At 64.7% G+C, this 24786-nt stretch carries 24 protein-coding genes and 1 pseudogene; 19 read left to right on the forward strand and 6 right to left on the reverse strand.

The window, feature by feature from the left end; genetic code table 11:
- The first annotated feature begins 98 nt into the window (after positions 1–98).
- From RE429_RS12270 to RE429_RS12315, 10 genes and pseudogenes are all read left to right on the forward strand, one after another.
- Positions 99–1802 (forward strand): arylsulfatase, encoded by a 1704-nt coding sequence (locus tag RE429_RS12270; RefSeq protein WP_414471051.1) that lies wholly within the window; start codon positions 99–101, stop codon positions 1800–1802.
- Positions 1803–2153: 351 nt separating this feature from the next.
- A complete protein-coding gene (locus tag RE429_RS12275) occupies positions 2154–3029 on the forward strand; it encodes a hypothetical protein (RefSeq protein WP_414471052.1) in 876 nt (291 codons plus the stop codon).
- A gap of 507 nt (positions 3030–3536) precedes the next feature.
- Positions 3537–4946: pseudogene (locus RE429_RS12280) on the forward strand (DUF1254 domain-containing protein); the annotation flags it as partial.
- A gap of 234 nt (positions 4947–5180) precedes the next feature.
- Positions 5181–5378: a hypothetical protein gene (locus RE429_RS12285; protein ID WP_414474183.1), complete on the forward strand. Its 198-nt coding sequence runs from the start codon at positions 5181–5183 to the stop codon at positions 5376–5378.
- Between the two features lie 177 nt (positions 5379–5555).
- Positions 5556–5843 (forward strand): hypothetical protein, encoded by a 288-nt coding sequence (locus tag RE429_RS12290; RefSeq protein ID WP_414471053.1) that lies wholly within the window; start codon positions 5556–5558, stop codon positions 5841–5843.
- A gap of 431 nt (positions 5844–6274) precedes the next feature.
- On the forward strand, positions 6275–7081 hold the full coding sequence (locus RE429_RS12295; protein ID WP_414471054.1) for a cytochrome c oxidase subunit II: 807 nt from the start codon (positions 6275–6277) through the stop codon (positions 7079–7081).
- Between the two features lie 59 nt (positions 7082–7140).
- Positions 7141–8919 carry a cytochrome c oxidase subunit I gene (gene ctaD, locus RE429_RS12300; protein WP_414471055.1) on the forward strand — a complete coding sequence of 593 codons (1779 nt, stop codon included), beginning with the start codon at positions 7141–7143 and terminating at the stop codon, positions 8917–8919.
- A complete protein-coding gene (locus tag RE429_RS12305) occupies positions 8912–9613 on the forward strand; it encodes a cytochrome c oxidase subunit 3 (protein WP_414471056.1) in 702 nt (233 codons plus the stop codon). Before ctaD ends, RE429_RS12305 begins: the two co-directional genes overlap by 8 nt.
- Before the next feature lie 14 nt (positions 9614–9627).
- Positions 9628–10350 carry a heme-copper oxidase subunit III family protein gene (locus tag RE429_RS12310; RefSeq protein WP_414471057.1) on the forward strand — a complete coding sequence of 241 codons (723 nt, stop codon included), beginning with the start codon at positions 9628–9630 and terminating at the stop codon, positions 10348–10350.
- A gap of 10 nt (positions 10351–10360) precedes the next feature.
- Positions 10361–10708: a cytochrome C oxidase subunit IV family protein gene (locus RE429_RS12315; protein ID WP_414471058.1), complete on the forward strand. Its 348-nt coding sequence runs from the start codon at positions 10361–10363 to the stop codon at positions 10706–10708.
- A gap of 132 nt (positions 10709–10840) precedes the next feature.
- On the opposite strand, the gene RE429_RS12320 is transcribed toward RE429_RS12315, so the two are convergent.
- The gene (locus tag RE429_RS12320) at positions 10841–11695 is read right to left on the reverse strand and encodes a DUF2189 domain-containing protein (protein WP_414471059.1); all 855 of its coding nucleotides are present in this window, start codon (positions 11693–11695) and stop codon (positions 10841–10843) included.
- Positions 11696–11918: 223 nt separating this feature from the next.
- Between RE429_RS12320 and RE429_RS12325 the strand changes: the two genes are divergently transcribed.
- Both RE429_RS12325 and RE429_RS12330 read left to right on the forward strand, forming a co-directional pair.
- Complete coding sequence (locus RE429_RS12325) at positions 11919–12164, forward strand: hypothetical protein (protein WP_414471060.1); 246 nt, start codon at positions 11919–11921, stop codon at positions 12162–12164.
- A gap of 216 nt (positions 12165–12380) precedes the next feature.
- On the forward strand, positions 12381–12827 hold the full coding sequence (locus RE429_RS12330) for a hypothetical protein (protein WP_414471061.1): 447 nt from the start codon (positions 12381–12383) through the stop codon (positions 12825–12827).
- Positions 12828–12837: 10 nt separating this feature from the next.
- Here RE429_RS12330 and RE429_RS12335 read toward each other — a convergent pair whose 3' ends face one another.
- From RE429_RS12335 to RE429_RS12350, 4 genes are all read right to left on the reverse strand, one after another.
- Positions 12838–13446 carry a nucleotidyltransferase family protein gene (locus RE429_RS12335; protein WP_414471062.1) on the reverse strand — a complete coding sequence of 203 codons (609 nt, stop codon included), beginning with the start codon at positions 13444–13446 and terminating at the stop codon, positions 12838–12840.
- Positions 13443–14462, reverse strand: coding sequence for a molybdopterin-binding protein (locus tag RE429_RS12340; RefSeq protein WP_414471063.1), 1020 nt, complete (start codon positions 14460–14462; stop codon positions 13443–13445). The genes RE429_RS12335 and RE429_RS12340 overlap by 4 nt, the downstream gene beginning before the upstream one ends.
- A complete protein-coding gene (locus tag RE429_RS12345; protein ID WP_414471064.1) occupies positions 14459–15151 on the reverse strand; it encodes an XdhC family protein in 693 nt (230 codons plus the stop codon). Before RE429_RS12345 ends, RE429_RS12340 begins: the two co-directional genes overlap by 4 nt.
- A 65-nt stretch (positions 15152–15216) precedes the next feature.
- Positions 15217–15540, reverse strand: coding sequence for an XdhC family protein (locus RE429_RS12350; RefSeq protein ID WP_414471065.1), 324 nt, complete (start codon positions 15538–15540; stop codon positions 15217–15219).
- Between the two features lie 187 nt (positions 15541–15727).
- Here RE429_RS12350 and RE429_RS12355 point away from each other — a divergent pair, with 187 nt between their 5' ends.
- The 7 genes from RE429_RS12355 (at position 15728) to RE429_RS12385 (ending at position 23329) form a co-directional block, all read left to right on the forward strand.
- Positions 15728–16174 carry an iron-sulfur cluster assembly scaffold protein gene (locus RE429_RS12355; protein ID WP_414474184.1) on the forward strand — a complete coding sequence of 149 codons (447 nt, stop codon included), beginning with the start codon at positions 15728–15730 and terminating at the stop codon, positions 16172–16174.
- A 228-nt stretch (positions 16175–16402) separates the two neighbouring features.
- Entirely contained in the window at positions 16403–16864 is a 462-nt protein-coding gene (locus RE429_RS12360; protein WP_414471066.1) for an SRPBCC family protein, read from the forward strand.
- 174 nt (positions 16865–17038) lie between these two features.
- Positions 17039–17533: a (2Fe-2S)-binding protein gene (locus tag RE429_RS12365; protein WP_414471067.1), complete on the forward strand. Its 495-nt coding sequence runs from the start codon at positions 17039–17041 to the stop codon at positions 17531–17533.
- A 258-nt stretch (positions 17534–17791) separates the two neighbouring features.
- Entirely contained in the window at positions 17792–20155 is a 2364-nt protein-coding gene (locus RE429_RS12370) for a xanthine dehydrogenase family protein molybdopterin-binding subunit (RefSeq protein ID WP_414471068.1), read from the forward strand.
- A gap of 12 nt (positions 20156–20167) precedes the next feature.
- Entirely contained in the window at positions 20168–20974 is an 807-nt protein-coding gene (locus tag RE429_RS12375) for an FAD binding domain-containing protein (protein ID WP_414471069.1), read from the forward strand.
- Between the two features lie 229 nt (positions 20975–21203).
- Positions 21204–22118: an AAA family ATPase gene (locus RE429_RS12380; protein ID WP_414471070.1), complete on the forward strand. Its 915-nt coding sequence runs from the start codon at positions 21204–21206 to the stop codon at positions 22116–22118.
- Positions 22115–23329, forward strand: a complete 1215-nt coding sequence (locus tag RE429_RS12385) for a vWA domain-containing protein (protein ID WP_414471071.1) — start codon at positions 22115–22117, stop codon at positions 23327–23329. Before RE429_RS12380 ends, RE429_RS12385 begins: the two co-directional genes overlap by 4 nt.
- Before the next feature lie 37 nt (positions 23330–23366).
- Here the strand turns inward: RE429_RS12385 and RE429_RS12390 are convergent, their stop codons facing one another.
- Complete coding sequence (locus tag RE429_RS12390; protein WP_414471072.1) at positions 23367–24764, reverse strand: diguanylate cyclase; 1398 nt, start codon at positions 24762–24764, stop codon at positions 23367–23369.
- Positions 24765–24786 lie beyond the last annotated feature (22 nt).

A 24786-nucleotide genomic window follows, 5' to 3' on the forward strand; every position in this document is an offset into this window, starting at 1 on the left:
CGGCCCGTTTTTCCCAGTCCGTCGACACCTCGACAAGCCGTGTCAGCTTCCGGCGTGTCAGGCGAAATGCCCCAAAGACCTGACAGAGGAGTTTCCCCATGCCTCATGGAACGTCCACGGATCTCTCCACCGCGCCCACGGGCGCCGGATCGCGGCTGAAGCGGGTCCTTGCCCGCGCGCGTGGCGCGACGCAGGCGGCCCTTCTGGGAGCGACCGCGCTCGTCTCCGCCGCCGCCCTGGCGCCCGCCGCCGCACAGGCGCCTGCCGCCCAGGCATCTGCCCGGCCCAACATCATCGTCATCATGGGCGACGACATCGGCTGGAACAACATCGGTGCGTACAATCAGGGCATAATGGCGGGTCGCACGCCGAACCTCGACCGGCTCGCGTCGCAGGGCATGCGCTTCACCGACTACTACGCCGAGGCGAGCTGCACGGCCGGGCGCGCAAACTTCATCACGGGCGAATTGCCGATCCGCACCGGGCTGACCACCGTCGGGCAGGCCGGCTCGCCTCTCGGCATTCCCGATGAGGCGCCGACCATCGCCACGGTGCTCAAGTCCATGGGTTACGCCACCGGCCAGTTCGGCAAGAACCATCTGGGCGACCTGAACAGGTTCCTGCCGACCGTGCACGGCTTCGACGAATTCTTCGGCTATCTCTATCACCTCGACGCGATGGAGGATCCGTGTCACCCGAACTATCCGCAGGCGCTGCGCGATACGATCGGGCCCCGCAACATGGTCCACAGCTTCGCGACCGATCGGGACGATCCGAGCGAGCAGCCGCGCTGGGGACGGATCGGCAAGCAGCGGATCGAGGATGCCGGCCAGCTCTGCCCGAAGCGGATGGAGACCGTCGACGACGAGATCCTCGATACGACGCTGAAATTCGTCGACAAGGCCCGCAGCGACAACAAGCCGTTCTTCGTCTGGCTCAACCCGACCCGGATGCATGTCATCACGCATCTGTCGGAAAAATACGAGGCCATGCGCACGCCCGAGAACGGCTGGAGCGTCCAGGAAGCCGGAATGGCGCAGCTCGACGACGTCGTCGGCTCGGTCATGAAGTACCTGGACGACAATCGTCTCGCCGATAACACCATCGTGGTCTTCACGACCGACAACGGCGCGGAGAACTTCACCTGGCCCGACGGCGGACAGACGCCGTTCGCCGGCGGCAAGGGCACGGCGCTCGAAGGTGGCTTCCGGGTGCCGGCCATCGTCCGCTGGCCCGGCAAGGTGCCGGCGGGCAAGGTCGAGAACAGCATCGTGTCGGGTCTCGACTGGTTCCCGACTCTCGTCGCGGCGGCCGGCAACCCGGCCATCGCCGACGAGCTCAAGTCCGGCAAGAAGATCGGCGACATGACCTACAAGGTCCATCTCGACGGCTATGACCAGACCGCGCTCATGACCGGCAACGGTCCCTCGAAGCGGAACGAGATCTACTATCTCACCGAGTCGACGCTGAGCGCGGTGCGGATCGGCGACTTCAAGTACCGCTTCACCGATCAGCCCAACGGGTGGCTGGGTGCGACGGACAAGGTGGACTGGCCGATTCTGGTCAATCTTCGGCTGGACCCCTTCGAGCGCACGGGCATGCCCGACGGCAAGAACGGATCGTTGGCCTACTACAACTGGTTCGTCACCCAGTTCTGGCGCTTCGTCTTCGTGCAGCAGGAAGTCGAGAAGGCCGCTCAGAGCCTCATCGAATTCCCGCCGATGCAGAAGGGGGCGAGCTTCAACATGGAGGCGGTCAAGCAGCAGATCGAGCGATCGGTCCATTCGCGCCAGGCCGACTGAACCGGCGGACCGAGAGCATCGGACGTGAAAAGCCGCATTCACTTTCGGGGTCGAATCCGATGCGCTCTCCCAAAGGGAGCATCGAACGGGCCCAAAAGTGGATTTGCGCTATCGGGCCCGCCCGATGATCTAGCAACCCGGGGTTGAGCATGATCTGATGTCCTGAAATGGGATTGCGAGGAGGTCCAGGTGAGACCGGTCATTCACCCCCCGTCGTCGGGCGTGCCCCTTGCGCATCGTGCGAAAAAGTGGATCCGGTTTTTCGCAGGAACGATGCGCTCTTCTAAGAGTGAGCATCGGATTCGATCCCAAAAGTGCAAATCCACTTTTGGGTCCGATGCTCCAGCGCGCTTGTTCCGCCACTTCGTCCTGTCGCTCTGTGTCATCGCCGGAACGGGAGGGGTTGCAGGTGCGGCCGATCTTCCGGCGCCCCAGCCCGTCGTCGAGGCGCTGCCGATGCCGCCGTCATGGACGTTCCGTGTCGTGCCGTATGGCTGGTTGACCTCGCTGAATGGCACCCAGACCGTGCGCGGGCGCTCGGTCAAGGTGAATGCGAGTTTCATCGACATCGTCAAGGAGAGCGACACGCTGGTGGCCCTGATGGGCGATGTCGAGGCTCGCAACGGCCCGATCGCGCTCTTCACCAACGTGGTCTGGACCAAGATCGGCGTCGACCGCGGCAAGGTCCGCAGCCGCGCCCTGGCACCCGGAGTGACCGGAACCCTCGGTACATCGATCGGCCTCGACATCGAGATGGCCATCGCCGAAGCCGGAGCGGCCTACGAGGTCGCTCGCTCCGGTCCGCTGGCCTTCGATCTCCTCGGAGGGGCCCGCTACTGGCATCAGGAGGCCGACCTCTCCCTGGCTGTCACGGCCGGGCTCGACATCGGCGAACTCCAGATCGAGGGAACGCGGGCCTTCGCCCGCTCCGGGTCCGTCGACTGGGTCGATCCGATCATCGGGGCGCGGCTGCGCTACACGATGGCGCCGGGGCACGAACTCCTCTTGCGGGGCGATATCGGCGGGTTCGGGGTCGGAAGCCAGTTCTCGTGGCAGGTGATCGGTGCCTACGGATTCGAGCTCGGCACATACCAGGGCGTCACGTTCTCGGGCGTGATCGGGTACAGGGCCCTCTCTGTGGACTATACCCAGGGTGAGGGGCGGCAGCGCTACGAGTTCGACATGCTTCAGCACGGTCCGCTGATCGGCATCAGCGCCCGGTTCTGAAAGGAGCCGAGACCCACCCTCTCAACCCATCGTCGGATGAACAACCTTCACAGCTTCGCCAGGCCGAAGGATCCACACAGGATGCTCGGCTCTCATGGGCACTGGCCTCTTGGGCACTGGCCTCTTGGGCGCGGGTCTCTCGGGTGCGGGTCTCTCGGGCGCTGGCTCGCGGGACGCCACCGTCGGGCCCGATGGTGATCTGAAGCAGCGCCAGGGCAACGGCGCAAAACGCCGTCCGGACCTGCAGGGGGGCGCCCATGCATTTCCTCACTTTCCGTGTCCGGAACCGAGGACCAACGCAGGCGACGCAGACACCAGATCCAGAGTGCTCTCCCAACCGGGAAGGTCGCGGAATATTCCCGCGCTTCCCCTGTCCTGAGATGGCAACCGATTGTCCAGTTCGATCAAGCGATGCCCGCTCCCGAGGCGCAGAATGGTGCCCACCGCTGTCACGGACGACACAGGAGAAGCTGCCCCATGACCAACTCACGTCTCTCGCGGATCGCCATGGCGGCCCTGATGGCGACCGCCCTCACCTCCCTTGGCGCAACCCTCGGCCGGGCGCAGCCCGTCGAGGCCGGCCGGGCCCTCTCGGCCATGAGCCTCAAGGAGCAGGAAGCCTTCGCCATCGCCAAGGACGCCTATGTCTACGGCTATCCGCTGGTCACCATGGAGATGACCCGGCGCATCATCACCAATGTCGCCCAGCCCAGCGGGAATCACGCTCCGATGGGCCAGCTGGTCAGCCTGCGCGAATACCCGACCGCGGCTTTTCGCGAAGTGACCGCGCCCAACGCCGACACGCTCTATACCTCCGGTTTCATCAATGTCGCCCAGGAGCCCTTTGTGCTCTCTCTGCCCGAGATGAACGGGCGCTATTACCTGTTCCCCATGCTCTCGGCCTGGACCGACATCATCGCCAGCCCGGGCAAGCGCACCACCGGCACCGGACCCCAGACCTATGCCATCACCGGCCCAGGCTGGAAGGGCGCCTTGCCGGACGGGGTCCGGGAGATCAAATCCCCGACCGACATGGTCTGGTTCATCGGCCGGATCTACTCGTCTGGCACGCCGGAGGATTACAAGGCCGTCTGGGCGATCCAGGACCAGATCGGGCTCGTGCCGCTCAGCGCCTACGGCAAGCCCTACACGCCGCCGGCCGGCAAGGTGGATACCGGAATCGACATGAAGACGGCCGTGCGCAAACAGGTCAACCGGATGGATCCCGGTCCCTATTTCAACCTGCTGGCCCAACTGATGAAGGACAACCCGCCCTCGCCGGAGGACGCCCCGATGCTCGCCCGCATGGCGAAGATCGGCATCGTGCCCGGGCGCCCGTTTGATATCGGCCAGCTCGATCCCGAGATGGCCAAGGGTGTCGAGCGCGCCCACCGGGCCGGCTGGGAGGAGATCACCGCGGGCATACCCAATGTCGGCACGCTCGAAAACGGCTGGGTCGTCGCCACGACGCTCGGGCGCTACGGAACGGACTATCTCAAGCGCGCCACCGTCACCGCCGTCGGGCTTGGCGCCAACCTGCCCCAGGACGCAGTCTACCCCACGACCGGCGTGGACTCGGCGGGCGGGAAACTGACCGGAAAGGGGAAATACGTCATCCATTTCGACAAGGGGCAATTGCCTCCGGTCGACGGCTTCTGGTCGCTGACGATGTATGATGGGAATTACTTCTTCGTCGCCAATCCCCTCAATCGCTACACCCTGAGCCAGCGCAACCAGCTCACGCCGAACCCCGACGGATCCATCGATCTCTATCTCCAGAACGAGTCCCCTGGAGCCGCCAAGGAGGCCAACTGGCTGCCGGCTCCGGCAGGCGACATGAACCTGATGCTGCGGCTTTACTGGCCCAAGGAGACCTCACCCTCGATTCTGAACGGCACCTGGAAGCCGCCGAAGGTGGAGCCGGCCGAGCAGCGGCTCACGGCGGCGGATCAGAACAGTCTCGTGTCGACGCCGACGAGCGCCGGCATTCCGGCAACGACCGGCAGCGCCGGACCAGGCCCTGTCGCCGGCTCGTCGACCGTCGGCATCGCGGTCGTGGACGTCCGGACGCTCTACAGCGGCTTCAGCGTGAAGGACCAGATCCTCGGGCACGAGATCTACAACGACAAGGGAGAGCGGGTCGGCCATGTCGTGGATCTCATCGTCGCGCCCGACAAGGTGGCCACCTACGCCATCGTCGGCACCGGCGGCTTCATCGATCTCGGGGAGCACCTGACGGCGGTGCCCGTCAGCCAGTTCACGCTCAAGGACGGCCAGATCGTGCTGGCGAACGCGACCAGGCAGTCGCTGGAAGCCATGCCCCGGTTCGTGCGGGCCAGCAACGAGTAGAAACGGCGGGGCGCCATCCCGTGACGCCCCCGCCTCGCGCATCGTGCGAAAAAGCGGATCTGGTTTTTCGCGAGAACGATGCGCTCTTTCCAGGAAGGGAGCATCGGAGGGAATCCCAAAAGTGGAATCCACTTTTCACGTCCGATGCTCGAGAACACGCGCAATGGAGAGGCCATTATGATCAGATTGACCGCTGTTCTTGCGTTGGCCTTCGTGGCGACAGGGGCGCTGGCGCAGGTCGGCCCATCGACCACGGGCCGGCCGTGCGAGGCCGACCGCGCATTGGTGGACGCCCGTGGCGCAGTTGTCCTGAGCACGGGCCAATACACCTATGGCCGTTTCGTCAGGGATGCCCGCTACTGCCAGGTCGATCAATATCCGCAGCCTGCCTACGTGCCGAGCGACGACGCGGCCCAGTGCTTTGTCGGCTACCGCTGCGCGGACGGGCCCGACGACGGGTTCTGACCGCGCGGCCGCCGAGGCGGCGCTCCATCGGAAGGGCTCCTCCGAAGGCAAAGTCACCTCGCGGGATGAGCAGCGAGGCGGTGCCGAGCGGTTCGGCGCTCGTCTCCGGATCGGGCGGTTGCCCGGCCGCTCACGACACACCTGCCCGGCTGCGGAACGCTCGACCGGGATGCTCCGCTGTGTGCCTTCAAGACGCACCTCCTGTCCGATCATTGACCAATGCGGGCGTTGGGTATAGCTTTTGAGCGAACTTGACAGGAACCTCCACGGCTCGACGAAGGTGGAGGTTCTTTCGGAGGACGCGGCGTTCCATGCGCTCTCCCCTGGTTCGTCTAAAGCGGTTTTCAGCTTCATTGGAGCGATTGCTTTAGCCGAGAACGTGTCGCCTTCTGTTTCATACCGACAGCCTCTACAGGTAAGGATGAACGGGGATGGCTGTAGCGCTCATACTGGTTCTGGTCGCTGTCGGCTCGGTGGTTTTCCATCTCCTGAGCCCCTGGTGGTGGACGCCCATCGCGTCGAACTGGGCCTATATCGATACCACGATCATCATGACCTTCTGGATCGCCGGGGCGGTCTTCGTCGCCGTCGTTCTGTTCATGGCCTATTGCGTCTATCGCTTCCGCTATCAGCCCGGGAGGCAGGCGCATTACGAGCCGGAGAGCAAACGGCTGGAGCTGTGGCTGACCATCGTCACGGGAGTGGGCGTCGCGGCCATGCTGACGCCGGGCCTGTTCGTCTGGAGGCAGTTCATCACGGTGCCGCAGGATGCGACGGACGTGGAGGTCGTCGGCCAGCAATGGCAATGGAGCTTCAGGCTGCCCGGGCCCGACGGCAGGCTCGGCGCATCCGACGCACGCCTGATCAGCCCGGACAACCCTCTCGGAATCAGCCGCGAGGATCCGGCGGGACAGGACGATGTCGTGATCGAGGGCGGCGAGCTGCATCTGCCTATTGGCAAGCCCATCAAGGCGCTGCTGCGGTCCGTCGACGTCATTCACGATTTCTACGTGCCCGAGATGCGGGCGAAGATGGACCTGGTGCCGGGCCAGGTCTCCTATATCTGGTTCACGCCGACCCGGACCGGTACTTTCGAGATCCTCTGCGCGGAACTCTGCGGCGTAGGGCATCCGCAGATGCGCGGAACCGTCGTCGTGCAGGAGCAGAGTGATTACCAGGCATGGCTGCAAGGTCAGGAGCCGCGCGATTTCGCGCGGGCCGCGCCGGAAGCCCGATGAACAGGGTACCGGCTGCCGGGTGACAAGGGGGCGAAGGAACGGCCAGGGAGTGCGTCCTGATGGTTGATGTCCCGCTAGGTTCCATCGGAGCGGTCCCCGCCCCCGATGTCGAAGATGTCGAGCTCTACCACCCCCATAGCTGGGTGACGAAATACGTCTTCAGCCAGGACGCGAAGATCATTGCCATCCAATATTCCTTCACCGCCCTCTCGGTCGGCCTGATCGCTCTCGTGCTGTCGTGGCTGATGCGCCTGCAGCTCGGGTTTCCCGGCGTCTTTTCGTTCATCGACGCCAACGCCTATTACCAGTTCATCACCATGCACGGGATGATGATGGTGGTCTATGTGCTGACGGCGCTCTTCCTCGGCGGTTTCGGCAACTACCTGATCCCTCTGATGGTCGGCGCGCGCGACATGGTCTTTCCCTATGTCAACATGCTGAGCTTCTGGGTCTATCTCCTGGCCGTGCTGATCCTGATCGCGAGCTTTTTCGCACCGGGCGGGCCGACCGGCGCCGGATGGACCCTGTATCCTCCGCAGGCGATCCTGTCGGGCACCCCCGGGGGACAGGACTGGGGCATCATCCTGATGCTGGTTTCCCTGATGGTCTTCATCATCGGTTTCACGATGGGCGGCTTGAACTATGTGGTGACGGTGCTTCAGGCCCGGGCGCGCGGCATGACCCTGATGCGCATGCCCCTGACGGTCTGGGGCATCTTCACCGCGAGCTTCATGGCGCTGCTCGCCTTTCCGGCCCTGTTCGTCGGCGCCGTGATGATGCTGTTCGACAGGGCGCTCGGCACGAGCTTCTTCATGCCGTCGATCGTCGAGATGGGCCAGCCTCTGGAGCGCAGCGGCGGAAGCCCCCTGCTCTTCCAGCATCTCTTCTGGTTCTTCGGCCATCCCGAAGTCTACATCGTCGCCCTGCCGGCCTTCGGCATCGTGTCCGATCTGATCAGCACCTATGCGCGGCGCAACATCTTCGGCTATCGCATGATGGTCTGGGCGCTTATCTCCATCGGCGCGCTGAGCTTCGTGGTCTGGGCGCACCACATGTACGTGAGCGGGATGAACCCGTATTTCGGGTTCTTCTTCGCCACGACGACGCTCATCATCGCGATCCCGACGGCGATCAAGGTCTATAACTGGATCCTGACCCTCTGGCGCGGGAACATCCACCTCACCGTCCCGATGCTCTTCGCGCTGGCCTTCATCGTCACCTTCCTGAACGGCGGGCTCACGGGTCTTTTCCTCGGCAACGTGGTGGTGGACGTTCCCCTCTCCGACACGATGTTCGTGGTGGCCCATTTCCACATGGTGATGGGCGTCGCCCCCATCCTCGTGATCTTCGGCGCGATCTATCACTGGTACCCGAAAGTGACCGGCCGGATGATGAACGACACGCTCGGCAAAATTCATTTCTGGGTCACGTTCCTCGGCGCCTATGCGATCTTCTTCCCCATGCATTATCTGGGCCTCATGGGGGTCCCGCGCCGCTATTACGAGATCGGCGAAATGAGCTTCGTCCCACCCTCCGCCCATACGCTCAACGCCTTCATCACCATCGCGGCGCTGATCGTGGGCGCGACCCAGCTGCTCTTCGTCTTCAACCTGTTCTGGAGTCTCCGGAACGGGCGCACGGCCGGCGGCAATCCCTGGCGGGCGACCACCCTGGAATGGCAGACTCCGGAAACGCCCCCTCCGCACGGCAACTGGGGCAAGACGCTGCCGGTGGTCTATCGTTGGGCCTACGATTACAGCGTTCCGGGCGCGGCGGAGGACTTCATCCCGCAAAATCAACCCAACGCTCAGGTCCCGTCGGGAGCCGTCCATGGGTAGCATCCTGCTTTTTTTGACGGCGCTTTTCACGATCGGAACCTGGTGGCTTCTGCGCCAGGGAGTGATGTCGAAGCCTTGGCTGGAACAGGGCGTTCTCGAAGAGCCGGTATCGGGGCCCTCGCCGCCGTCGGCTGAGAAAGTCGGGCTCGGCGTCTTCCTGGCGGTCGTCGGTTCCCTCTTCGCGCTCTTCATCAGCGCCTATGCGATGCGGATGCAGTTCCCGGACTGGCGCGACGTCCCGCTTCCGAAGGTGCTCTGGCTGAACACGGCGATGCTCGTTCTCAGCAGCGTCGCCTTGCAGAGCGCGCGCAACGCGGCTCGCGACGGTGATGAGGACAGGCTCAAGATCGGCCTTCTCGCGGCGGGCGTGACCGCACTGGCTTTCGTGTCCGGGCAGGTTCTGGCCTGGCGCCAGCTGACGGCGGACGGATACGTCCTTGCGTCCAATTCGGCCAATGCGTTCTTCTACGTGCTGACGGGGATTCACGGGCTGCACGTCATCGGCGGTCTTGTTGCCCTCGGAGGAACCGCTTCGAAGGCGTGGCGAGGCGCACCCATCCGCCGCCTGCAGCTCAGCGTGGACCTTTGCGCCACTTACTGGCACTTCCTGCTTGCGGTCTGGCTCGTCCTGTTGAGCATCCTGACGGGCTGGGCGGGGACCTTCCTCGTCATTTGCCGGCAGGTACTGAGCTGAAGGGATATCCTGGCATGACCGAGCAAGCCTTTTCAAACCTCCAGGCAGCCCGCGACGACAATTCCGGATTGCGCAGCATCGCCGTCGACCTGGCCTCCGACAGACAGGCCTTCAGGAATGTGCCCTGGGGCAAGGCGATGATGTGGATCTTCCTGCTCAGCGACACCTTCGTCTTCAGCAGCTTTCTGATCGCCTACATGACCGCGAGGATGTCGACGACCGTCCCATGGCCGAACCCGAGCGAGGTCTTCGCCCTCACCATCGGCGGCAGGCCTCTCCCGCTTCTCCTGATCGCCATCATGACCTTCGTCCTGATCAGCAGCAGCGGAACCATGGCGATGGCGGTCAATTTCGGCTACCGCCGCGACCGCAGGAAAACCGCCATGCTGATGCTGCTGACGGCGCTGCTCGGCGCGACCTTCGTCAGCATGCAGGCCTTCGAGTGGACCAAGCTGATCCACGAAGGCGTGCGCCCCTGGGCCAATCCCTGGGGGGCGGCTCAGTTCGGCTCCACCTTCTTCATGATCACGGGCTTTCACGGAACCCATGTGACGATCGGCGTCATCTTCCTGCTCGCCATCGCCCGAAAGGTCTGGCGGGGCGATTTCGACGATCGCCGCCGCGGTTTTTTCACCAGCCGCAAGGGCAATTACGAGGCCGTCGAGATCATGGGGCTCTACTGGCACTTCGTGGATCTCGTCTGGGTCTTCATCTTCGCATTCTTCTATCTGTGGTGAGGGGCTTTCCATGGCACAGGCAACGGCAGGCGCATCGGCTCACGTGCAGGGGCAGCAGCATCCGATCAAGCTCTACCTCGTCGTCTGGGCTTGGCTGTTCATCCTGAGCACCGGCTCGTATCTGGTCGACTATTTCCAGCTCGAGGGCGGTCTCCGATATTCCCTCATTATCCTGTTCATGCTGCTGAAGGCGGGGCTCATCGTCGCCGTGTTCATGCACATGGCCTGGGAGCGTCTGGCGCTGGTCTACGTCATCCTGGTGCCGATGAGCGCGCTCCTGGTGTTCGTGGCCATCATGGTCTTCGAGTCGGACCACACGCTCCTGTCACGGCTCACGTTCTTTGCCGCCGGACACTGACGTCGGGCGACTTCCGGCTGCGACCTACAGCATCGGGCATGAAACCGAACCCACATCCGATCCTTTAACAGTTTGGTTTTGAGCATCTTTCCACGCAAAAGTGGATTCCGCTTGTCACGTCCGATGCCCTCGTCAGGTGCCGTCGAAAGACCGCAGGACCGCCCTGTCCGCCGGATGGGTCTCCTCGGCCGGAGGCGGTTCCACCACGCGCCTGTAAAGATGCCAGGTCGCATGTCCGAGCACCGGCATCACGATGGCGAGCCCGACGAACAGGGGAATGGAGCCGACGAGCAGCGCCGCCGCGATGATCAGGCCCCAGAGCGCCATCATGAGGGGATTTTCGACGACCGCCTTGACCGAGGTATAGATCGCCACGGCCACGCCGACATCCCGGTCGACCAGAAGCGGAAAGGAAATGACGCTGATGCTCAGCACCACGATGGCGAAGACGAAGCCCAGAAGGTTGCCCCAGACGATCAGCCTCATGCCTTCGGGGGTCGTCAGGACCTGATGGATGAACTCCGGATATGACGTGGGGGCCGCGTAGCCGAACAGGGACTGGTACAGCATGCGCGCGCTGGTCAACCACACGAGGAAGATCACCAGCAGAATGACGCCCATGCCGATGATCGACGGGATGGCGGGGGAATTCAGGACCGCGAAGGCATCCCGCCAGGACGTGGGCAGGCCCAGCTCCCGCCGCCGGCTGATCTCGTAAAGGCCGATGCCCGCGAACGGCCCCACCAGGGCGAAACCCGTCGCCAGCGGATAGAGAAGCGGCAGAGCATTCGACGTGAACGTGAGTGCGGCGAGGCACGCCCCGAAGATCGGATAGATCAGCCCGAGAAACACCAGATGGGACGGCATGGCCAGGAAGTCGTCGAAACCTCTCGACAACGCTTCCTTCAGGTCGGCAGGCGTGATTTTTCGTATGACCGGATGGGCCGGGGTTTCGCTTGCGCCGGCGACGATGTGAAATTGAGCCATGGCCGCACCTCCGAAGCTGAACCTTGGCAGCCCAGATCACGGTCATGTTGCTTCGCCGGGAAGGGTCACGCGCAACCGCAACCTGTCGCGCGATCATACTCGCAAACGGAGCGGTTGTCGTCGAGGAAATGGTGGTCCCGCCAAGCTATGGCCGGCCCGTCCTTGCTCCCAGAACCGCGAGATTCATGATAAGGTCATCCGTCCTGCGGTCAGGGAGAGCTCCATGGATTCCCGACTTCTCCTTATCTGGATCGGCGCCCTGCTCATCATCTGCGGCGTGGTCTACGGAGCGGCTCTGGCTCTCTGGGGCGGGCGCCTGAGCGATGCGAGGCTTGGCAGTTCGCCGAAGGCGGAGGCGAGCCTGGAACCGCGGCAGAGCACACGGTTCTTCAGCTTCAAGACGCATTGGCCCGCTTTTGCCCTGGTCCTTATCGGAGCCATTCTCATCCTGACGAAAACGGCGTTTTAGGCTGGCACGTTTCCGATCGGCGGCGCGTGTCCCGCGACCAAATGGTCAATGCAGACCCCGGATGAGACCTTGCAATGGTTTCGGCCGTTCCTTTGAATCTCCGGTCGACGTGCCGTGCTCACGACAGCGCGCGGTCCGGTGTGACCGGTTTGCCTTTGTGCAAGTTTGCCTTTGTGCACGCGAGATCGATACCGCGCGGCCTTGCAGGAGATCCGAATGACGAAGACCGTCACTGCCCTCTTCCACAGCGAGCCGCATGCAACGGCCGCCGCGAACCACCTCGAGCTGGCCGGTATCTCCCGGGATGCCATCGCCATCTGGTCGACCCCGCACAATCTCGCGTCATTCCTCGAGGACGAGGGCCTTTCGCGGGCCGATGCGCATGCCTATGCCGAGGGTGTCATGCGGGGCGGCTCGCTGGTCATCGTGAAAAGCGACGACATCGAGCGAGTCGTCAGCATTCTGGATCAGGAAGGCGTGCTGGACCTCGACGAGCAGCAGGCTTCCTGGCGCTCCGAAGGGTGGCAGGGAGAATTGACCGCGAGGTCCACGGCCGGAGCCGAAGCTCCCGTCACCGGGGAGCTGGATGAGGTCGTCCACGGCCGCGTCCGAATCCAAGGGGCCAAGCAAGGGTCCGAGGCGGAGCGTCCCAGACAGGAATAGCCGTCGCGCCTTACCCGGCTTCAGGCCGGTGCCCGGCGAATTCCTCCTGCGTGTCGATGTCCTGCACGACGGCGGGATCATGGGTCGGCCATTCCAGCACGTCGTGTCGTGCGCGAAGGATGGGGCCCGCCCCGACATCCCCCGAAAGTCCCTCGATCGCGGCCTGGAGCTTGCGAGAGATCACGACCGGATTTCCACGCTGCCCGTTCCATGTCGGAACCAGAGCCGCCGGCTCCCCCTCTTCCCGCCAGCCGGTCACGAGCTCATCGATGAGCTCGGCCGTCACGAAGGGCATGTCCCCGAGGAGGACGATTGCGGCGCGGGCCGATGGCGGAAGCGTGGAAAAGCCGGCCTTCAACGATGTCGAGAGCCCTTGAGCGAACAGGGCGTTGTGAACCATGTGAACGGGAAGCCCCGAGAGCGCCGATTGAACCTCCGCGGCTCGGTGTCCCGTCACCACGACGACCGGATGGGCCGTGGACTTGACGGCGGCCTCGGCCGCATGGCGGACCAGGGCCTTGCCGCCGAGCTGCGCCAGAAGCTTCGGCTCCGCGCCGAAACGGGTGCCGCGCCCGGCCGCCAGAAGGATGGCCGCGGTCTCGCCCGGTCCCCGGGTCATTCCTCTCCCTCGCTTTCGCCGCCTTGGCGCGGCTGCGGCCGGGATACGATCTCCATGAGAAGCCCGCCGACCCCGAGAGACATGATGTCGGCCCGTGTCACGGGCACGTCCGCCAGAAGGCGCTGCAGGATCCAGTCGAATCCGTTCTCCTTCGGAGACCGGGCGCACCCTGGGGCTCCGATCACCGGCTTGCCCGCGATCGATCCGACGAGGAGCAGGTTGCCCGGATCGACCGGCATGCCGAAATGCTCCACCCGTCCACCCGCCTTCTCGATGGCGGATGGAATGACGTCCCGGCGATCGGCGATGGCCGAAGCGCCGAAGACGACGATCAGCTGCGTGTCGCTCCGGGCCTGATCGGCCAGTTCGTCCGCCAGGGGAGCCGCCTCATGAGGAATGCGGCGATCGGACACGATCCTCGCTTGGGCGGGTTCCAGCCGCCGCGAGAGCGCCGCGAGGGTCTTGTCGACGACGCTCGGCTTGAGCCCGGGCAGGAGCGTGGATACCACCCCGACCGAGCGACGTGCGTAAGGCGCGACGCGCAGCGCGCTCTCGCCTGCCCGCGCGATCCCATCCCGCAGCAGGAGCTCCGGTATCGCATAGGGAATGATCTTGACGGTGCCGACCATCTCGCCTGCGACGACCGGTTTGTAGGCAGGCAAGGTCGCGGCCGTCATGGCCTCGTCGACCGCATTGAGGCCGTCGATGGCCTTGGCGTCAACGAGGAGAAGGCCCGCAATCCCGGCATAGAGATTGGAGCGCCCCGTGAAGGGGGCTTCGATGACGATGTTGTCGCCCGCGAGGGCGCGGGCGAGCCGCAGCGCCGCCTTGTCCTCGGCAACGTCGTCCGGCTCGAACCGGGCGGCGATGATCGTCTCGACGCCTGCCTGCTTGAGCTGCAGCGCGATGTCCTCCGAGATGACGGTTCCTTTTTTCACGACCGTTGTGCCTGCCCGCACGCTATGAGCAGCAAGCGCCCCGATGGCCTCATCGACGGAAACGGGACCAAATTTCACGCCGGACGCCTCCGCTCTTTCCGCAGGGTCGCGACAATCTCCGCCAGAACCGAGACGGCGATCTCGGCGGGTGAGACGGCTCCGATATCGAGGCCGATCGGCGCATGGATGCGGGCGAGGTCCGTCTCGGTGAAGCCGGAGGCCGTCAGGCGCTGAACGCGACGCTCGTGGGTTTTGCGGGAGCCGAGCGCGCCGATGTAGAAGCATTCCGACCGCAGGGCCGCCGCGAGCGCGGGATCGTCGATCTTCGGATCGTGGGTAAGCGCCACGACCGCCGTATACCGGTCGATGCCCATCTCCGGCAGCACGGCGTCGGGCCACTCGGCCCGAACCGGCACATCCGGAAAGCGCTCCGGCGTCGCGAAAGCCGTGCGCGGGTCGATGATGGTGACGTCGAAATCGACGCCCCTGGCCATGGGGGCCAGCGCCTGGCTGATATGCACGGCGCCGATCACGACCACCCGCACCGGCGGCGCCTGCACGCCCAGGAAGAATTGCCGGTTTCCCTGCTCGACAAGGCCGCTCTTGCCTTCGCGAAGCCGCTCCCGCAGCTCCTGCGCGAGCGGGTCGCCTGAGACCTGCGCCTCTCGGACGAGACGCTGCTCGCCGGAAGCGACATCGGTCACGAGGACGGCGGCCCGCCGGGCCGCCCGCTCCGTATTGAGATCAGCCAGGAGGCTCAGCCGCATGCGGTTTCCTTCATCTCTTCGGACGGGCAATGGCGGAAGGAGCGAACGAACAGAGGTCGCGCATCCTAATCCACGCGCTCCACATAGATCCTGATCCGCCCCCCGCACGAGAGCCCGACCTGCCAGGCGGTCTCGTCGGCCACTCCGAATTCGAGCATGCGCGGTTGTCCGTCGGCGATGACGTCGAGCGCCTCGGTGATGACCGCGCCCTCCACGCAGCCGCCGGACACGGATCCGAGAAAATTCGTCTCGGCATCGATCACCAGATGACTGCCGACAGGGCGCGGCGCCGAGCCCCACGTCTCGACGACGGTCGCGATGGCGACGCCCCTGCCCTCGCGCTTCCAGGCTTCCGCTGACTTGAGGATATCCGTATCGGTCGAGAGCATGATGATTTCCCGGCGAAACGAGCGCTTCCGAGGAACGCTCGCTCACCGATACTGCCACTATGGCGGCCTCGACCGCAACCGGTATGCGAGGCAATGCCTGCGGGCGACGGACCAGGGCATTGACAGGCACCGGTATGCGGCGTCTGATCCGCTTCGAGGACGCATTGTCGGATGGCTCGCGGGCAGCATGCTGGACGAGATCTACAGCCGGAGAATCTTGGAATTCGCGGCCGACATTCCGCTTCTCGGCACGCTGCCGGACGCGGATGCCAGCGCGAAGGCCCACTCGAAATTGTGCGGGTCCACGGTCACCGTTCATCTGAAGCTCGACGGGGATGTCGTCACGGCCTTTGCGCACGAGGTCAAGGCCTGCGCCCTCGGTCAGGCCTCCTCGTCGATCATGGGGCGTCACGTGATCGGCTCGACGGCCGAGGAACTCCGGACCGTTCGGGAGGAGATGCACCGGATGCTGAAGACGGGCGGACCGGCCCCCGCCGGCAAATGGGGGGATCTGGCCCTGCTCGAGCCCGCGCGGGCCCTGAAAGCCCGGCATGCTTCCATCCTCCTCACCTTCGATGCCGTTGTCGAGGCGCTGACAAAGGCGACGGCCTCCGAGGAGAACCCGAACCCGTAAGGGTCCGGACACGGCCCCATAGACGGCGCATGGGGGCCACGGTTGGCAGGTGACGGGCCTGCCGGGTTTGCACATACTCTGGCGCATCGTGCGAAAATGCGGACCCGGCTTTTCGCAGGAACGATGCGCTGTTCTATCGGGCAAGCATCGAAGTGATGCCAAAAGTGGAATCCACTTCCCGAGTCCGATGCTCTAGCATCAAGGCCGCTTGACAGAGGGAGGAACGGCATGGCGATGACGATGCAAGGGGAAGTCACGCTTCCCGCCGATCGGGCGACGGTATGGGCCGCTCTCAACGATCCGGAGATCCTGAAGGCCTCGATACCCGGTTGCCAGGACCTGGAGAAGATCAGCGATACCGAATTCCAGGCGATCGCCAAAGTCTCGGTGGGACCCGTGAAGGCGACGTTCAAAGGCGGCGTCACCCTCTCCGATCTCGACCCGCCCAACGGCTATACCATCGGCGGCGAGGGACAGGGCGGCGTCGCCGGATGGGCCAAGGGCGGCGCGAAGGTGCGCCTCGAGGACGTCGAGGAAGGCACGAAGCTGATCTACGACGTGGAAGCCAATGTGGGCGGCAAGATCGCCCAGCTCGGCGGGCGCCTGATTAACGGAGTCGCCAAGAAATACGCCGACGAATTCTTCGGGAATTTCGCCAGAATCCTGTCTCCGACGGAGTCCGCCGCGTAAGCCATCATGGGCGTCGTTCGGCACGATATTCCAGTACTTGACCGCTCAACGGGGGAGGTTCACACTCGCGTCTGATGGATCGCGCCCGCGCGGTCGTCCAACAAGAAAACCTGTCGGTACCTGAGACCGCCTTAAGGTTGGCCGGGTTGCCGGCGCCTGAGGAGGATTTCACGCATGACCACCGTCTCGCTGACGGTGAACGGACAATCCGTCACCGCAGATGTCGATCCCCGTACCCTGCTCGTTCAATTTCTCCGCGACGATCTCCGGCTGACCGGAACCCATGTGGGTTGCGACACCAGTCAGTGCGGCGCCTGCGTCGTTCATCTGAACGGCCAGGCCGTGAAGGCCTGTACGATCCTTGCTCTCCAGGCGGACGCGAGCGTCGTGACCACCATCGAGGGCATTGCCCAGGGCGGCGAGCTGCACCCGATGCAGGCGGCCTTCCGCGAACATCACGGCCTCCAGTGCGGCTACTGCACGCCGGGCATGATCATGTCGGCCATCGATATCGTGAACCGCAAGGGGAACGCTCTCGACGAGCAGACCATCCGGGCCGAGCTCGAAGGCAATCTGTGCCGGTGCACGGGCTATCACAACATCGTCAAGGCGGTCGCCGCCGGTGCGCAGGCCATGGCCCAGGCTCCGCTGCCGCGGGCGGCGGAGTAAGGCGACGCGATACGCCCGTTCAAGGCACGACGCTCCCGCGAACAGGCGCGGTGCGCAGGCGGGCCTCGAAGCAGAAGCTTTTCCCAGGGCCATCTCCGAGGTGCCGCTCTGCTTTCGCCCCCGCCGAGAGCAAAGCGGCAGCGAGCGCAAAAGCGGAAACCGGTTTTGCGGGAAAGGCTGCTCAAGATCGAAATGTTGAAGCATCGGACGTGAGTTCGATTCCACGTCCGACGCTGTAGGAAGACAAGGGAGGATTTCATGACCGCAACAGGGATCGGCGCCCCCGTCCGCCGGAAAGAGGATCAGCGTTTCGTCACCGGCCAAGGGCGATATGTCGACGACTTCAATCGACACGGCCAGACCTACGCCTATTTTCTGCGTTCGCCGCACGCCCATGCGGTCATCCGCTCCATCGATACCGGCCCGGCCAGGATCATGCCGGGCGTCGTGGCCGTCTTCACGGGCGAGGATCTCGCCGCCGACAGGATCGGGGGCCTCATCTGCGGCTGGATGATCCATTCCAAGGACGGGTCCCCGATGAAGGCGGGGCCGCATCCGGCACTCGCGCAAGGAAAGGTGCGCTACGTGGGCGATCACGTGGCGGTGGTGATCGCCGAGACCCTCGCCCAGGCCAAGGACGCCGCCGAAGCCATCGTGGTCGATTACGAGGTTCTCCCGGCCGTGGTCGACACCGCCGGCGCCGCCAAAGCGCCGGTGCAGGTGCATGACGTCTCGCCCGACAACACCGTGTTCAACTGGCATCTCGGCAACCGGGACGAGACCGAGGCGGCGTTCGCGCGGGCCAGGCACGTGACGACGATCGATCTCGTCAACAACCGGCTGGTGCCGAACGCCATGGAGCCCCGGGCGGCCCTCGGCGAATACGATCCCGGCACGGACAGCTACACGCTCTACACGACAAGCCAGAACCCCCATGTGGCGCGCCTCGTGCTGTCGGCCTTCATCGGCGTCGCGCCCGAGCACAAGCTGCGCGTCATCGCGCCCGATGTCGGCGGCGGCTTCGGGTCCAAGATCTTCATCTATGCCGAGGAGACGGTGTGCGTCTGGGCGGCGAAGAAGGTCAAGCGCCCGGTCAAGTGGACGTCCGACCGGAGCGAGGCCTTTCTCGCCGACGCCCATGGACGCGACCATGTCACCCATGCGGAGATGGCGACCGACGAGAACGGCAGGATCCTGGGCCTTCGGGTCCATACGACCGCGAATCTCGGCGCCTATCTGTCCACCTTCTCGTCCTCCGTGCCGACCTATCTCTACGCCCCTCTCCTGTCGGGCCAGTACGACATCCCGGCGATCTATTGCGAGGTGGACGCGGTCTACACGAACACCGCCCCCGTCGACGCCTATCGCGGAGCGGGACGGCCCGAAGCGACCTTCGTGGTCGAGCGTCTCATCGAGAAGACCGCACGCGAACTCGGCCAGGACCCGGCGGAGTTCCGGCGCAGGAACTACATCACGCAGTTTCCGCACCAGACCCCGGTCATCATGAACTACGACACCGGCGACTACGCCGCCTCGCTCGACAAGGCGCTCGACCTCGCCGATTACACGAACTTCCAGGCGAGGAAGCAGGAGAGCGCCCGGCGCGGCAAGCTGCGGGGGATCGGGTTCTCGAGCTATATCGAAGCCTGCGGCATCGCGCCCTCCCAGGCGGTGGGGTCCCTCGGCGCAGGCGTAGGCCTGTGGGAATCCGCCGAGGTGCGGGTCAATCCGACCGGTTCCGTCGAGGTCCTCACGGGTTCGCACAGCCATGGCCAGGGCCATGAGACCACCTTCGCTCAGCTCGTATCGGACCGGCTCGGCGTTCCCATCGACCAGGTGAGCATCGTCCATGGCGATACCGACAAGGTGCAGTTCGGCATGGGAACCTACGGCTCGCGTTCCGGCGCGGTCGGCATGTCGGCCATCGCGAAGGCGCTCGACAAGGTCATCGCCAAGGGCAAGAAGGTGGCGGCCCATGTTCTCGAGGCCTCCGAGGGAGACATCGAGTTCAAGGACGGCAAGTTCGGCGTCGCCGGCACGGACCGGACGCTCGGCTTCGGCGAGGTGGCCCTTCAGGCCTATATCGCCCACAAGTTCTCGGGCCAGGATCTCGAGCCCGGCCTGAAGGAGGGAGCCTTCTACGATCCCACCAACTTCACCTTCCCGGCCGGCGTCCACATCTGCGAGGTCGAGATCGACCCCGATACGGGCGTCACCACGATCGAACGCTGGACCGCGGTGGATGATTTCGGCGTGATCATCAATCCGATGATCGTCGAGGGCCAGGTTCACGGCGGCATCGCTCAGGGCGTCGGACAGGCGCTCCTGGAAGGGGCCGTCTACGATCCGAGCGGGCAGCTCGTGACCGCCAGCTTCAACGACTATTGCATGCCGCGCGCCGTCGATCTGCCGTCGTTCCAGGTCGGCATGACGGTGACGCCCTGCCCTTCGAATCCGCTCGGGCTCAAGGGCTGCGGCGAGGCGGGCGCCATCGCGGCTCCGCCCGCCGTCATCAACGCGATCACGGATGCCCTCGGACACGAGGACATCGCCATGCCCGCCACGCCCCAGGCCGTCTGGCGGGCGGCCCGGAAGGCACGCATGCCCATGGCGGCGGAATAAGGGAGGACAGGGATGTACGCTTTCGAATACCACCGCCCGACGAGCGTCCAGCAGGCCGCGGACCTCGCGAGTCGGTTCGAGGAAGCCAAGTTCCTCGCCGGCGGGCATACGCTGTTGCCGACCATGAAGCTGCGCCTCGCGGCTCCGGCCGATCTGATCGATCTCGGCCAGATCGCGGAGCTTCGCGGAATCGAGCGGGCCGGTGACGCGATCACGATCGGCGCCATGATGAAGCACGCGGAAGTCGCGAACTCGGCCGATATCCGCGCAGCCATCCCGGCCCTGGCCGAGCTGGCGGAGCTGATCGGCGATCCGCACGTGCGCAACCGCGGCACCATGGGCGGCTCCGTCGCCAACAATGACCCTTCCGCCGATTATCCGGCGGCGTGTCTCGCCCTGAATGCGACGATCGTCACCGGCAAGCGGACGATTCCGGCGGACGACTTCTTCCAGGGCATTTTCACCACGGCGCTGGATGAGGGCGAGATCATCACGTCGATCTCGTTCCCCATTCCGTCACGGGCCGGCTATGCGAAATTCCGCAATCCGGCTTCGCGCTATGCCCTCGTCGGCGTCTTCGTGGCCCAGCATGCGGATGGGGTCCGGGTCGCCGTGACGGGAGCGGGCTCCAACGGCGTCTTCAGGGTGCCGGATATGGAGGCGGCCCTGAACCGGAATTTCGCGGTCGAAGCCCTCGACGGCATCTCCGTGCCGGAGGGTGAGATGAACAGCGACATTCATGCGGATGCCGCCTATCGGGCTCATCTCGTCGGCGTCATGGCCCGCCGGGCGGTGGAGGTGGCGGTCACTCGCGGCTAGCGCATCGAACGCAAAAGTGGGACCCGGTTTTGCGTGACAAGATGCTCAAGGACATGGACGTCAGGACCATGGACCGACAGCATCGGATGTGGGTGCGATGTCGCGTCCGATGCCGTCGGCGAACCGCCGCCCTTGCTCTGGGGTATCTCAGCTGCAAGACTGGGAGGAAGGCGAACAGGCATGCATGCCCGGGTGTCCCGGGCATGTCTTCTCAGGGAGCATCGAAGCCTTGGCTGATCGACCCGGTTCCATCGACGAGACGCTAGCCCTTCTCGAACGCGCCGGCTATGTCGCCGACCGTCCGCTCGCGACGGTTCTCTTCCTCGCGCTGAAGCTCGGGCGCCCCCTCTTCCTGGAAGGAGAAGCCGGCGTCGGCAAGACGGAGATCGCGAAGGTTCTGTCCTCCGCGCTCGGGCGAAGCCTCATTCGCCTGCAATGCTACGAAGGGCTCGACGTCGCATCGGCGGTATACGAGTGGAACTATGCCGGTCAGATGATGGCCATCCGGCTTGCCGAAGCCGGCGGAAACGTCGACCGCGACACCCTCGAAAGCGATCTGTTCTCAGAACGATACCTCGTGAAGCGGCCCCTTCTGCAGGCCCTCGAACCCGATACGGCCGGAGCGCCGGTTCTCCTGATCGACGAGCTCGACCGCACCGACGAAGCCTTCGAGGCCTTCCTTCTCGAAGTTCTGTCGGACTTCCAGGTGACCATCCCGGAACTCGGCACCATCAAGGCGGAACATCCGCCGATCGTCATCATCACCTCGAACCGCACCCGTGAGGTCCACGACGCGCTGAAGCGGCGCTGCCTGTATCACTGGGTCGATTACCCGAATGCCGAGCGCGAGCTCGCCATTGTCAGGAGCCGCGTGCCGCATTCTCCCGGGCGGCTCTCTCGGGAGATCGTGGCCTTCGTGCAGGCGATCCGGAAAGAGGACCTGTTCAAGGCGCCAGGCGTCGCCGAAACGCTCGACTGGGCCTCGGCGCTCGTGGAGCTCGATGCGGTGGCGCTCGACCCGGCCCTCGTGTCGGACACGCTCGGGGTTCTGCTCAAGTATCAGGACGACATTCAGAAGATGCAGGGCAGCCGGACGAAGGAGATGCTCGACCGCGTCAGGAATGCGTTGGAGGCACCGGAGTGACCGACACCCCTGTGCGGGACGAAGGTCGTCTTGGGGATAACATCGCCTATTTCGCACGAGCCCTGCGGAGCGCAGGCCTGCCGGTCGGTCCCGGCGCGGTCCTCGATGCGATCGCGGCCGTCGAGGCTGCAAGGATCGGCACGCGCGAGGATTTCTACTGGACACTCCACGCCGTCTTCGTGAAGCGGCACGAGCACAGCATCCTCTTCGACCAGGCCTTCAGAATCTTCTGGCGGCGGCGTGCGCTGATCGAAAAACTCATCGCCCAGATGTCGCCGATCTCTCCCGGGGGACAGGAGGAGAAGAAGCCGCAGGCCGGCGCATTGCGGGTCGCCGAAGCCCTGGCGACACCGCGGCAGGACCAGCCTGAGCCCGTCGAGAAGGCCGAGTTCACGGCCCGTCTCACCGTCTCGGAGCGCGAGATTCTCAAGACGAAGGACTTCGCGCAGATGTCGGCCGCCGAGGTCGCCGCCGCCAGGCGCCTCATTGCCGAAATGTCCCTGCCGCAGGAGGAGATGGTGACGCGCCGTTTCCTGCCGGATCCCCGGGGACGGCGGATCGATCCGCGCAAGACTTTCCGACGGTCGCTGCGGGGTGCGGGCGCGGGGATCGATCTGGCTTACCGCTCTCCCGCCGTGCGCTACGCGCCGGTGGTCGCGCTCGTGGACATATCAGGCTCGATGGCGGAGTATTCCCGGCTTTTCCTGCATTTCCTGCATGCCATCGCGGAGAAGCGCCGGCGCGTTCACTCCTTCGTCTTCGCAACCCGCCTGACCAATATCAGCCGGGAGCTGGCGAGCCGCGATCCCGATGAAGCCCTCGCGCGCGCATCGAAGCGCGCTCAGGACTGGGAGGGCGGCACGCGGATCGCTCACGCCCTGCACGACTTCAACCGTCACTGGTCCCGCCGGGTGCTCGGGCAAGGGGCTATCGTTCTCCTCTTCACGGACGGCCTCGAGAGGAACGTGACGCGAGAGCTGACCTTCGAGATGGACCGGTTGATGCGCTCCAGCCGCCGGCTGATCTGGCTCAATCCGCTCCTTCGTTTCGACGGATTCGAGGCCCGGGCCTCGGGCATCCGCGCGATGCTGCCGCATGTCGACGAGTTCAGGCCCATTCACAATCTTGCTTCGATGAACGATCTTTGCCGGGCCCTGTCCGGGCAGGCGAACGAGGGAACCGAACCGCGCCGATGGCTGCGCGTCTCGTGATCATCGGAGATGAGTTCCCCCCCCCGCGACGGATGATTTAACGGAGTGGCTGCCGTGGGCTCGCGCCGGCGATCACCGTGCGGTTTCGCCCCCTTTCCTTCGCCTGGTACAGGGCCTGGTCCGCAGCCTCGATCAGGTAGGCGTAATCCGGATGGCCTTCATGGGCCGCAACGCCGATGGACGCCGTCACCGTGAGATGCGTTCCATCCGGAAGATGCATCTCCCGGGACATGAGCGCCTCGCGGATCCGCTCGGCCACCGTGAATCCGGGCTCCGCAGCCGTTTCCACCAGCGCGACCAGGAACTCCTCGCCCCCGTACCGGAAGACGAAATCGCTCAGACGCACCGTGTCGAGGACAGCCTCGGCGACCTGCCGCAGCACCATGTCCCCCGCGGAGTGCCCCCAGCGATCGTTGATCTGCTTGAAATGGTCGACATCGATCATCAGAATCGTGAACGGAGATCCGTTCTTGCCGGCGATCGAAATCTCCCGGCTCAGAATGGATGGAAGGAAACGACGGTTCAATGTCCGCGTGAGGGGATCGCGCCCGTTTTCCAGCCCGGCGACACTCTGGAAGAGATCCGCGAGCAGGAACTTCATCTGCTCGATGAGAGCTTGCAGCCGCCCGAGTGTTTCCGTCAGATCGGGCCCGTTCGTCGCCCGAGCCTCCTCGATTTTCGGAAGCAGGACCTTGTCCACCTGCTGCATGGCGCTCTCGATGCTTTCGAGAGCAGGAACATCCTGGAACATGACGCTCGCACGATGATGCAGCCACAGCCCGAAGGGTGAGCTGCAGATCGGCTTGAGATCGGCACCCGCCTGGCTGCCGAAGAGGGAGAACAGCACGCTCTGGCTCCACTCCATCAGCGCGGCGCGCTGGCTTTCCCGTTCGAGCGTAATATCCTGCCCCAGGGCAAACAGTTTGAACGCCTCGTCGAGCTGCGCCCGCCGCGCCATGCCCGAGACATAGGCCTGACTCATCAGGCGCATGGCGTAATCGATGCGCTGGTCGAGGAGAATGATCGCCTCTGCGAGAACTTCGCGCGGGAGATCCAACTTGACGAGATGGGCCGAGACCGCCTCCTTGATGAGGGAGGCCCCCTGAAGAACCAGGTGAATAGGAATCTTGATCCGGGCATGGACGTCGCCGATCGCCCTCTGGCGCTCATCGAAGGCGGACGGATCGTTATCCCATCGCGCGTGCAGGAGTTCCAGGAGCCAATTGCGCAGCGAAAGACTGAGCCGGTTGTGCACGGTGCTGTGGCTGAGAAAGGCCGAGGCGGCTTCGTCCGCGAGGAGCGTGTCATAGAAGAGCTTGACGAGGCTGTCCGCTCGTTCCGTGACCACCGAGAGCAAAATGCCCCGGGACTCGTCCCGTGACCGATCGCCCGGCGACCTCACGCCGGAGAACCTACCTTCGCTCTGTTCCGCCATTCCCTGCCGGCTCCTGCCCTGG

It is taken from the genome of Microvirga sp. M2 (genome assembly GCF_047497095.1).
In the GTDB taxonomy this organism is placed as follows: Bacteria; Pseudomonadota; Alphaproteobacteria; order Rhizobiales; family Beijerinckiaceae; genus Microvirga.

Excerpts from the sequence above, each read along its gene's own strand:
- RE429_RS12390 (WP_414471072.1), bottom strand. The coding sequence starts at position 24,764 with ATGGCGGAACAGAGCGAAGGTAGGTTCTCCGGCGTGAGGTCGCCGGGC.
- RE429_RS12325 (WP_414471060.1), top strand. The coding sequence starts at position 11,919 with ATGGATTCCCGACTTCTCCTTATCTGGATCGGCGCCCTGCTCATCATC.
- RE429_RS12365 (WP_414471067.1), top strand. The coding sequence starts at position 17,039 with ATGACCACCGTCTCGCTGACGGTGAACGGACAATCCGTCACCGCAGAT.
- RE429_RS12335 (WP_414471062.1), bottom strand. The coding sequence starts at position 13,446 with ATGACCCGGGGACCGGGCGAGACCGCGGCCATCCTTCTGGCGGCCGGG.
- RE429_RS12355 (WP_414474184.1), top strand. The coding sequence starts at position 15,728 with ATGCTGGACGAGATCTACAGCCGGAGAATCTTGGAATTCGCGGCCGAC.
- RE429_RS12375 (WP_414471069.1), top strand. The coding sequence starts at position 20,168 with ATGTACGCTTTCGAATACCACCGCCCGACGAGCGTCCAGCAGGCCGCG.
- RE429_RS12345 (WP_414471064.1), bottom strand. The coding sequence starts at position 15,151 with ATGCGGCTGAGCCTCCTGGCTGATCTCAATACGGAGCGGGCGGCCCGG.
- RE429_RS12350 (WP_414471065.1), bottom strand. The coding sequence starts at position 15,540 with ATGCTCTCGACCGATACGGATATCCTCAAGTCAGCGGAAGCCTGGAAG.
- RE429_RS12315 (WP_414471058.1), top strand. The coding sequence starts at position 10,361 with ATGGCACAGGCAACGGCAGGCGCATCGGCTCACGTGCAGGGGCAGCAG.
- RE429_RS12270 (WP_414471051.1), top strand. The coding sequence starts at position 99 with ATGCCTCATGGAACGTCCACGGATCTCTCCACCGCGCCCACGGGCGCC.
- RE429_RS12330 (WP_414471061.1), top strand. The coding sequence starts at position 12,381 with ATGACGAAGACCGTCACTGCCCTCTTCCACAGCGAGCCGCATGCAACG.
- RE429_RS12290 (WP_414471053.1), top strand. The coding sequence starts at position 5,556 with ATGATCAGATTGACCGCTGTTCTTGCGTTGGCCTTCGTGGCGACAGGG.
- RE429_RS12310 (WP_414471057.1), top strand. The coding sequence starts at position 9,628 with ATGACCGAGCAAGCCTTTTCAAACCTCCAGGCAGCCCGCGACGACAAT.
- RE429_RS12320 (WP_414471059.1), bottom strand. The coding sequence starts at position 11,695 with ATGGCTCAATTTCACATCGTCGCCGGCGCAAGCGAAACCCCGGCCCAT.
- RE429_RS12360 (WP_414471066.1), top strand. The coding sequence starts at position 16,403 with ATGGCGATGACGATGCAAGGGGAAGTCACGCTTCCCGCCGATCGGGCG.
- RE429_RS12295 (WP_414471054.1), top strand. The coding sequence starts at position 6,275 with ATGGCTGTAGCGCTCATACTGGTTCTGGTCGCTGTCGGCTCGGTGGTT.
- RE429_RS12370 (WP_414471068.1), top strand. The coding sequence starts at position 17,792 with ATGACCGCAACAGGGATCGGCGCCCCCGTCCGCCGGAAAGAGGATCAG.
- RE429_RS12305 (WP_414471056.1), top strand. The coding sequence starts at position 8,912 with ATGGGTAGCATCCTGCTTTTTTTGACGGCGCTTTTCACGATCGGAACC.
- ctaD (WP_414471055.1), top strand. The coding sequence starts at position 7,141 with ATGGTTGATGTCCCGCTAGGTTCCATCGGAGCGGTCCCCGCCCCCGAT.